The following is a 7,951-nucleotide window of genomic DNA, read 5'->3' as shown; positions in this document are numbered from 1 at the left end:
CTTATTTACTAAAAACTGTTGATTTCTACTTGACGGTTACACCCATTTATTGCAGGAAAAACGCAGAAATACATGTGGTTGTTTTGGGGAGATCTGAACAAAATTGTTGGAAATAATTTAAAAGTAATTGCATCAAATGAAAAAGGTAATAAATTAACAGTTATAAAAGCAAACCCAATTGGAGGAGAAAACTGGGGAGCACCAGCTTCTACTCCATCAGGCATTGAGTTACCAACAAAAGGCATCTGGAAACTCGATGCTTATATTAACGATAATTTATTTGGAACTATTGTCGTAGATGTTAAAGAAAAATAATTAAATCCTCATCTTAGCATTCTACTTCAAACAGGAGTAAAGTGCTTTTCATATGGAGCTAAAGTTCACCTTTCAGATGAGGGTTCTTTCAATTAGGGTGGTAAATCATAAGTCGTTTAAAGTCATATTAAGATTTTTTTAAATTGTCATCTCTAGAAATCTTGAGATATAACAGCATTTTACCCATGTATAAATACTTGTATTGGTGCATGAATGCACTATTCTTCTGTAAGTCATAATTGTCGCACTAAATATCTAAAAATCTTATACATGTAAATCTTTAATTTAGCCATTTTTATTTAGTAAGCACTACTGAAACGGGGGCTTATCTTGAATAAGATTTAAGCAATGATCTTCAACAATCGGGCGCAATTCTTGTACAAGGAATTGTGTCTTTTAAGTTATCATTATGTCTTAATAATTTAGTAATGCATAATTGACCAATAATGTTCATTAAAGGGTATTTCATTAAGATTTATCATTATTCCTTTCTTTCTTGATGGAAATCAAAAGCCAAAATGCAACAGAAAAAAATATTAAATAGCAAGTAATTATAAAGTAAACAGAATTTATAAAGTGATTATAAATCCAATAGAACATCTTATTCACCCTTGCAGAAAATGTTTTTCTTAAATTAGATGATGAAATATCTTAATAAGATTATTTGTTATTAATTAAAGTTTATACCATTAAATGAACAATTCGAACATTTTGAGCCGAAACGTGAGCCGTAAGTGACTGATATTGCGAACATTAAAAAAGGCACCTCATATGAGGCGCCTGCTAATTAGCAGTCTTTATTTTTACTATAGTGAAGTGGTGGAGGAATTAACCAACCATTTTCTTTATTCAACTTTAACATTTTTGCACCAAATTGTGCTTTTGCTAAATGAAACTGACCATACATCATTGCAATATCTTCTCGGATACATTGGCCAATTAGCTGGCTGCATGCTACTAGTCCTGCAGCCACGTTGCTGCTAACAGCTGCGCTGATCTCTGGGTCTGTAAACCTTGCTCCAACAGGAATGTCCTCTAAATTTACATTTGGACGATCCGGAGGCGCTGGTGGTAGGCCAATCCCATTCGCTTTAAGAAGTTCCTGTAATTGTTGGTTTTCGTTTTTCATTCCTTGAATAGCTTCTTCAATAAGTTTTTTCAAGTCTTGATCGCCAGCGTGATTAATATAAGACTGGTAAGCGGCAATTAAGCCATTGTTGGTCAAAAGGTAAGTCCAAGTTCCGAATACCTCACCGTAATGCATTGGTTCATCCTGAGGGTTACCACTTAGAATTCCCATGACTACACTCCTTATTATTTTTTGTCCATTCATGAATTACTCCTTTTAAAGGATATAGAGCACATGGGATATTATTAAATCATATGAACAAGATTATTCACTTAAAATGAATTTTTTATGTTTAGAGAGTTAATGATTAGATTGAACATTTATTTATTTACTTCACACTTCGAGGATAATATGCAATAGCTTATTCAAGAATCGGGCGCTATTGTTGAACAACACAGGTAGATAATGATCAAACTTTTTTAAAAAAGTGCCCTCGTGAGATATTTTAAGAGCCTGTTTTAATCAATCTTTTTTTCAAAATCAGGCTCTTTTATATTTGGAAAATCAACATTATAAGACGTTTATTCTAATTGAGGTTGGAAGTGAATTCAATTTGTAATGCAAAGATAAGGTTAATCTAGGATAGATTACACTCAAGTATTATTAAGCAAACCGGCGCAATTTAAGTAAATAAAATTCTATATCAAATACCTATTTTAAAATTTTCTTTAAAAAACTCTTCACATACTATGGGGGGGTATAGTATTATGTAATTAAGGAGGTGAGGCAATGTCGATGAATTCAGAAAGTCTTAATAAAATTGTTGATATCGATCAATGCTGCTCATCAGACGGTGCAAGAAAAAGCCACCATTCAGATAAAGTGAAGAATAACTTAACAACAAGATTAAATCGAATCGAAGGTCAAATCAGGGGAATAAAAGGATTAATTGAAAAAGATACGTATTGTGATGATGTCATTACTCAAATATCTGCGACTCAATCCGCTTTAAATAGTGTCGCCCGTATTTTACTTGAAGGGCATATGAAGTCATGTGTTCTAGAAAAAATTCAAGAGGGAGATACGGATATTTTAGACGAGGTAATGGTGACAATTCAAAAATTACTGAAAAAATAAAAGGAGACTTAGCGATATGGAAAATATAACTTTAATCGTAAAAGGTATGTCATGCGGCCATTGTATTAATTCAATTGAAGGCAGTGTAGGCGAATTACCCGGAGTTACCGCTGTTAAAGTAAACTTGGATTCAGGAACGGTTAGTGTGGAGTTTAATCCGAGCGAAGTTACTATTGATAAAATCAAAGAAACAATTGATGACCAAGGTTATGATGTTCAATAAATTTGGTTAAAGACCGTGCGGAATAAAGCACGATTTATTTTTAAAAATAATATACTATACCTAGGTATGGTAATAACGAATAAAGAGGAGTAAATCATGGAAAATGTAATATTAACAGTGAACGGAATGTCATGTGGGCATTGTATAAATTCAATAGAAGGAAACGTAGGAAAATTAAATGGTGTTCATTTTGTAAAGGTTCACCTATATGAAGAAAAAGTAGATGTATCATTTGATTCGAAAGTGGTTTCTTTAAAAGAAATTACTGACATTATAGAAGATCAAGGTTATGATGCAGCGCTGAGTAAATCGTCTAAAGATCAAAGCTGTCACTAAGGAACTGAAAAAACGTGCTGTCTTTAGTGGCACGTTTTATTACCCCAAAAATATACCCCACTATAGTATGTGGTGATAGGAGTAAAAGGTTATGATCGATAAAAAAGAAACAACACTTCAAATAGCTGGCATGACGTGTGCTGCTTGTGCAGTGAGAATAGAAAAAGGTCTAAAAAAAATAGATGGAGTAGAGGATGCGAGCGTAAATTTCGCATTAGAAAAATCAAAAGTAACATTTGATTCGTCTATAGCAAATGTAAATCAATTTAAAGAAAAAGTGGAATCTTTAGGATACAAAGTAATCAGTGAGAAAGCTGAATTTAATATAAGCGGTATGACGTGTGCAGCGTGTGCGAATAAAATTGAAAAACGTTTAAATAAGTTAAATGGTGTTCAAACCGCAACGGTTAACTTTGCCTTAGAATCGGCCCTTGTAGAATATAATCCTGATGAAGTTTCGGTCTCAGATATGAAGGAGGCCATTAATAAATTAGGCTATCGCTTGGAACAAAAGCAAGAATCTAAAGGCGAAAAAGTGGATCATAGACAAAAAGAAATTGAAAAGCAAAAAGGGAAATTTATATTCTCGGCTATTTTATCCATCCCTTTACTTTGGGCAATGGTCAGTCATTTTGAGGTTACTTCTTTCATTTGGCTGCCTGAGATGTTCATGAATCCTTGGGTTCAACTCGCGCTTGCGACTCCTGTCCAATTTTTAGTAGGCGGTCAATTTTACGCAGGTGCTTATAAAGCATTAAGGAATAAAAGTGCAAACATGGATGTCTTGGTTGCGCTTGGCACCTCTGCAGCTTATTTCTATAGCATCTACTTGAGTATTTTATCCATAGGCTCTGATGCACATATGGTGGAATTATATTTTGAAACAAGTGCTGTGTTAATTACTCTAATTATATTAGGTAAACTGTTTGAAGCAAAAGCAAAGGGACGTTCCTCTGAAGCTATTAAGAAGCTTATGGGCTTACAGGCGAAAACGGCCACAGTTTTAAGAGACGGGCAAGAATTGAATTTACCAATTGAAGAAGTAATCGCTGGTGATATCGTATATGTGAAACCAGGTGAAAAGGTACCTGTAGATGGAGTGATTTTTGAAGGGAGATCTGCCCTTGATGAATCAATGATTACAGGTGAAAGTATTCCTGTCGATAAAACAGTTGGAGATGCAGTAATAGGATCAACCATTAACAAGAATGGATTTTTAAAGGTAAAAGCAACAAAGGTGGGAAAGGATACGGCCTTAGCTCAAATCATCAAAGTAGTCGAAGAAGCTCAAGGATCAAAAGCGCCAATCCAACGTTTAGCCGATGTTATATCCGGAATTTTTGTCCCAATTGTCGTTGGGATCGCCATTGTGACATTTCTGGTTTGGTACTTTGTTGTAAGTCCCGGAGAGTTTGCAGCAGCTCTTGAAAAGTTAATTGCCGTATTAGTTATCGCATGTCCATGTGCACTGGGCCTAGCTACTCCTACATCCATTATGGCAGGGTCAGGCCGAGCAGCTGAATATGGAATTTTGTTTAAAGGCGGAGAGCATCTTGAAACGACTCATCGATTGGATACAGTGATCCTTGATAAAACGGGAACGGTAACAAATGGAAAACCAACACTTACAGATATTATTCTTGCAAATGGATTTGAAGAAAAGGAATTTTTAAAGTTAGTCGGTGCTGCAGAAAAAAATTCCGAACATCCGTTAGCTGAGGCAATTGTTGAGGGCATTAAGGAAAAAGGAATTGAACTGGTCAGCTCTGAACATTTCGAAGCCATTCCTGGTTTTGGAATCGAATCAATAGTTGAAAGCAAATCCTTGCTTATCGGAACGCGCAGACTTATGGAGAAAAATAATATTAATGTTGGAAACATATTACCTAAGATAGAAAACTTAGAAAAGCAAGGTAAGACCGCAATGCTAGTCGCAATTGATCATCAATTTGCAGGAGTGATTGCTGTTGCAGATACAATTAAAGAAACCTCTCAAAAAGCGATTGAACGGTTAAAAAATATGGGTCTAGAGGTTGTTATGATTACAGGAGATAACAAACAGACAGCCCAAGCAATTGCAAATGAGGTCGGAATTGACCATGTTATAGCAGAAGTTCTGCCGGAAGGAAAGGCAGAGGAAGTTAAAAAGCTTCAAAAAGCTGGAAAGAAAGTGGCGATGGTCGGTGACGGTATTAATGATGCACCAGCGCTTGCTACTGCAGATATTGGCATGGCAATCGGTACTGGTACGGATGTAGCAATGGAGGCTGCTGATATTACTTTAATCAGAGGAGACTTAAATAGTATTGCCGATGCCATCTTTATGAGTAAAATGACGATTCGAAATATTAAGCAAAATCTATTTTGGGCCTTTGCTTATAATGCTTTAGGAGTTCCAATTGCAGCACTGGGCTTTCTGGCACCGTGGCTTGCAGGAGTAGCAATGGCATTTAGTTCAGTGTCAGTTGTTTTAAACGCACTTAGATTACAGCGGATTAAGTTAAAAGGATAATTGATCGATAAAAAAGAGAGGAGCATTTTTATGAAACAAAAAAACATTTTGACCTGGGCAATTTCAGCGATTGTTTATCTTGTGTTAGTCATTGGCGGATATTCCGTATATGCAAGCTTGAACAGTAATAACGATCACACTAATACCCACTCGGAAGCAAATAGTCATGAGAAAAAAGAAACTATTGCTGAGCAAGCACATAACGATGATCATACAAGAGGTAAGGATTCAGGGCATTCAAATCATGGGGCTACATCAGAAAGTGAAGTGGTCACAAACGTAAAATATGAAGAAGGCTTAATTTCCATTGATCTAAAGGATAAAGACCAAAATTCACCTGAATTAGAAATTTCACATGAAAAGATTATGCATTTAATTATTGTAAGTGCCGACTTAAAAGATTATTACCATTTACATCCTGAGGAAAAAGGAAATGGTGTGTATACTCTGAAATTCGACCTGCCTGAAAACTCTTATAAAGCTTTTGTTGATATTAAACCAAAAAACCTTGCCTATCAAATTAGTCCGATAGAGCTGCATGTGGGGAAAGGCCATGGTGACCTTGATGAAAATTCACTAAAGGCTGATACAAACTTAACTAAAACAATTAATGGAAAGACGGTTGAATTAACAACTACAGAGCTAGGAGTAAACAAAGATGTTACGTTAAATTTTGATACAAAAGGGATTACACCAGAGCCCTACCTGGGGGCTTTAGGTCATGTTGTTATTTTGGATGAAAAGGGTGAGAAATTTGTTCATGTGCACCCTACTTCAGAAGAAAAGACACAATTTGAAACAAAATTTGATAAACCTGGGATCTACAAAGTATGGGGAGAATTTAAATTTGATGGTAAAGTAACTGCCTACCCATTTGTGATAGAGGTAAAATAAACGAGGAACAGAGGGGAATGTTATGAACTTAGATGGTGTTAGCAAACATCTATTAATTTGCAACGGGAAAACCTGCATGAAAAATGGAGCAGAAGAAGTAACAGAGACCATTAGGGGAGAATTGAAAAACTTAGATCTGCAAAAGGAGATTCACACAACAAAAACATTATGTAACGGCCAATGCAAACATGGTCCGATCGCTGTTCTATATCCACAAGGAACCTGGTATAAAGAAATGAATAAAACTAAAAGTGAAGAGCTTATTCGTCAATTGAAAGAAAACGAAAATGTTCATTTAGGCTCTGAACTTTTTTACCATGATGGGCAAACATTTAAGAATCATGAGAGTGAACTGTAACATCTTATCTCTATATCGACCCAAAGCGTTTCTGTTTAACAGGACGCTTTTCTACTGTAGTAAGTGCCGAGTGACAATTGGTATTTCATCATAATAAAGTCGTTTTAAAAAAAGTCCTTTACTGGAACATGCTATCTTCCACAAACGGGCCATTTAATGGAACAAGACTTTCAAAGACTGGATATTTAATTTAATCTTAGTAAGAGATTGTGAAGAAACGTACATAAACTAAAGTAAGCAGTTGAAGATAGAAATGACTCCTTTATGACGATTTTGATCCATGTTTAGTATTTAAAAAAGTATATGAAAAGTAAAAATGCACAAAAGAATCCATCCTCAATGGTAGTTAAGGACGGATTCTTATGACGTAAACACCAAGTTCTTAGGGGTCACTTGGCTACAATTATTATAACTCAACTTTCGCACACTGAAATAGGCAGGTATGCCTTGATATAGTTGGGTAAGCCAGCGATCCATTGTTGTAGTTGATTTTTGATTAACTTTTGAATTTTCTTGTTACTCTCTTTAAGGGTATCTTCAAGAAGCTCGATTAATTGCTGAAGCGCAGTAGCCCAATCGAGGTCACTGATTTCATCACAAAGTTCATAAAACATACCACCTAGTGTTCTTTCGTCCCTGCTACATTGGTTTTGCCATGACAGTACAATGTATCGTGAAAAGACAATCGTTGTATGACTAATTAAGGAATCATAGGAACGACCTTGAAACTCCTTTTGGAGTTTTAATAAGGATTTCGTTGTCTTGAAAAAGACTTCAATGTCCCATCTCATGCCTTATATTTTGATAATTTCTTGGTCATTTAACGTACAGTCTGTACTCAAAATAGCTAGCCACTCGCTCTTTTTATTACGGTTACGAACGAAGACCATTTTGACTGGAACTCCGTTGGCTTGGGTGGTTTGTATGGAGCGAAGAAGCCCTTTTTTTCCTTGAATGGGTGCTGCTAAACGATAGAGTGGAAATGAGGTTCTCGTTCCTTGAAATTCACAATGAGTAAGTTTGGAACAAATTTTAACTTGACAGAATGTTTGATAAATAGTAACATTACTACTATAAATTAATTCTTTAATTGATTTCTCTAAATAA

The 7,951-nt window shown here is 35.5% G+C and carries 8 protein-coding genes and 1 pseudogene; 7 read left to right on the top strand and 2 right to left on the bottom strand.

Annotated elements, in window-relative coordinates:
* The first annotated feature begins 72 nt into the window (after positions 1 to 72).
* Complete coding sequence (locus J7E66_RS07095) at positions 73 to 315, top strand: hypothetical protein (RefSeq protein WP_214998679.1); 243 nt, start codon at positions 73 to 75, stop codon at positions 313 to 315.
* Positions 316 to 1,102: 787 nt separating this feature from the next.
* Here the strand turns inward: J7E66_RS07095 and J7E66_RS07090 are convergent.
* On the bottom strand, positions 1,103 to 1,615 hold the full coding sequence (locus J7E66_RS07090; protein ID WP_214998677.1) for a DUF3231 family protein: 513 nt from the start codon (positions 1,613 to 1,615) through the stop codon (positions 1,103 to 1,105).
* Positions 1,616 to 2,179: 564 nt separating this feature from the next.
* Between J7E66_RS07090 and J7E66_RS07085 the strand changes: the two genes are divergently transcribed.
* The 6 genes from J7E66_RS07085 (at position 2,180) to J7E66_RS07060 (ending at position 6,844) form a co-directional block, all read left to right on the top strand.
* Entirely contained in the window at positions 2,180 to 2,521 is a 342-nt protein-coding gene (locus J7E66_RS07085; RefSeq protein WP_374103834.1) for a metal-sensitive transcriptional regulator, read from the top strand.
* A gap of 16 nt (positions 2,522 to 2,537) precedes the next feature.
* The gene (copZ, locus tag J7E66_RS07080; RefSeq protein ID WP_214998673.1) at positions 2,538 to 2,744 is read left to right on the top strand and encodes a copper chaperone CopZ; all 207 of its coding nucleotides are present in this window, start codon (positions 2,538 to 2,540) and stop codon (positions 2,742 to 2,744) included.
* A gap of 96 nt (positions 2,745 to 2,840) precedes the next feature.
* On the top strand, positions 2,841 to 3,080 hold the full coding sequence (gene copZ, locus J7E66_RS07075) for a copper chaperone CopZ (RefSeq protein WP_214998671.1): 240 nt from the start codon (positions 2,841 to 2,843) through the stop codon (positions 3,078 to 3,080).
* Positions 3,081 to 3,171: 91 nt separating this feature from the next.
* Positions 3,172 to 5,592, top strand: coding sequence for a heavy metal translocating P-type ATPase (locus J7E66_RS07070; RefSeq protein WP_214998669.1), 2,421 nt, complete (start codon positions 3,172 to 3,174; stop codon positions 5,590 to 5,592).
* A 30-nt stretch (positions 5,593 to 5,622) separates the two neighbouring features.
* The gene (locus J7E66_RS07065) at positions 5,623 to 6,486 is read left to right on the top strand and encodes a hypothetical protein (protein ID WP_214998667.1); all 864 of its coding nucleotides are present in this window, start codon (positions 5,623 to 5,625) and stop codon (positions 6,484 to 6,486) included.
* 22 nt (positions 6,487 to 6,508) lie between these two features.
* Positions 6,509 to 6,844 carry a (2Fe-2S) ferredoxin domain-containing protein gene (locus J7E66_RS07060; protein WP_214998665.1) on the top strand — a complete coding sequence of 112 codons (336 nt, stop codon included), beginning with the start codon at positions 6,509 to 6,511 and terminating at the stop codon, positions 6,842 to 6,844.
* 413 nt (positions 6,845 to 7,257) lie between these two features.
* On the opposite strand, the pseudogene J7E66_RS07055 reads toward J7E66_RS07060, so the two are convergent.
* Positions 7,258 to 7,821, bottom strand: a pseudogene (locus J7E66_RS07055) (IS4 family transposase); the annotation flags it as partial.
* Between the last annotated feature and the right edge of the window lie 130 nt (positions 7,822 to 7,951).

The organism is Bacillus sp. ISL-7, from assembly GCF_018613065.1.
Note: the sequence above shows the minus strand (reverse complement) of the source record. Positions and strands in the feature narration are given on the sequence as shown.

Excerpts from the sequence above, each read along its gene's own strand:
- J7E66_RS07095 (WP_214998679.1), top strand. The coding sequence starts at position 73 with ATGTGGTTGTTTTGGGGAGATCTGAACAAAATTGTTGGAAATAATTTA.
- J7E66_RS07090 (WP_214998677.1), bottom strand. The coding sequence starts at position 1,615 with ATGGGAATTCTAAGTGGTAACCCTCAGGATGAACCAATGCATTACGGT.
- J7E66_RS07085 (WP_374103834.1), top strand. The coding sequence starts at position 2,180 with ATGAATTCAGAAAGTCTTAATAAAATTGTTGATATCGATCAATGCTGC.
- copZ (WP_214998673.1), top strand. The coding sequence starts at position 2,538 with ATGGAAAATATAACTTTAATCGTAAAAGGTATGTCATGCGGCCATTGT.
- copZ (WP_214998671.1), top strand. The coding sequence starts at position 2,841 with ATGGAAAATGTAATATTAACAGTGAACGGAATGTCATGTGGGCATTGT.
- J7E66_RS07070 (WP_214998669.1), top strand. The coding sequence starts at position 3,172 with ATGATCGATAAAAAAGAAACAACACTTCAAATAGCTGGCATGACGTGT.
- J7E66_RS07065 (WP_214998667.1), top strand. The coding sequence starts at position 5,623 with ATGAAACAAAAAAACATTTTGACCTGGGCAATTTCAGCGATTGTTTAT.
- J7E66_RS07060 (WP_214998665.1), top strand. The coding sequence starts at position 6,509 with ATGAACTTAGATGGTGTTAGCAAACATCTATTAATTTGCAACGGGAAA.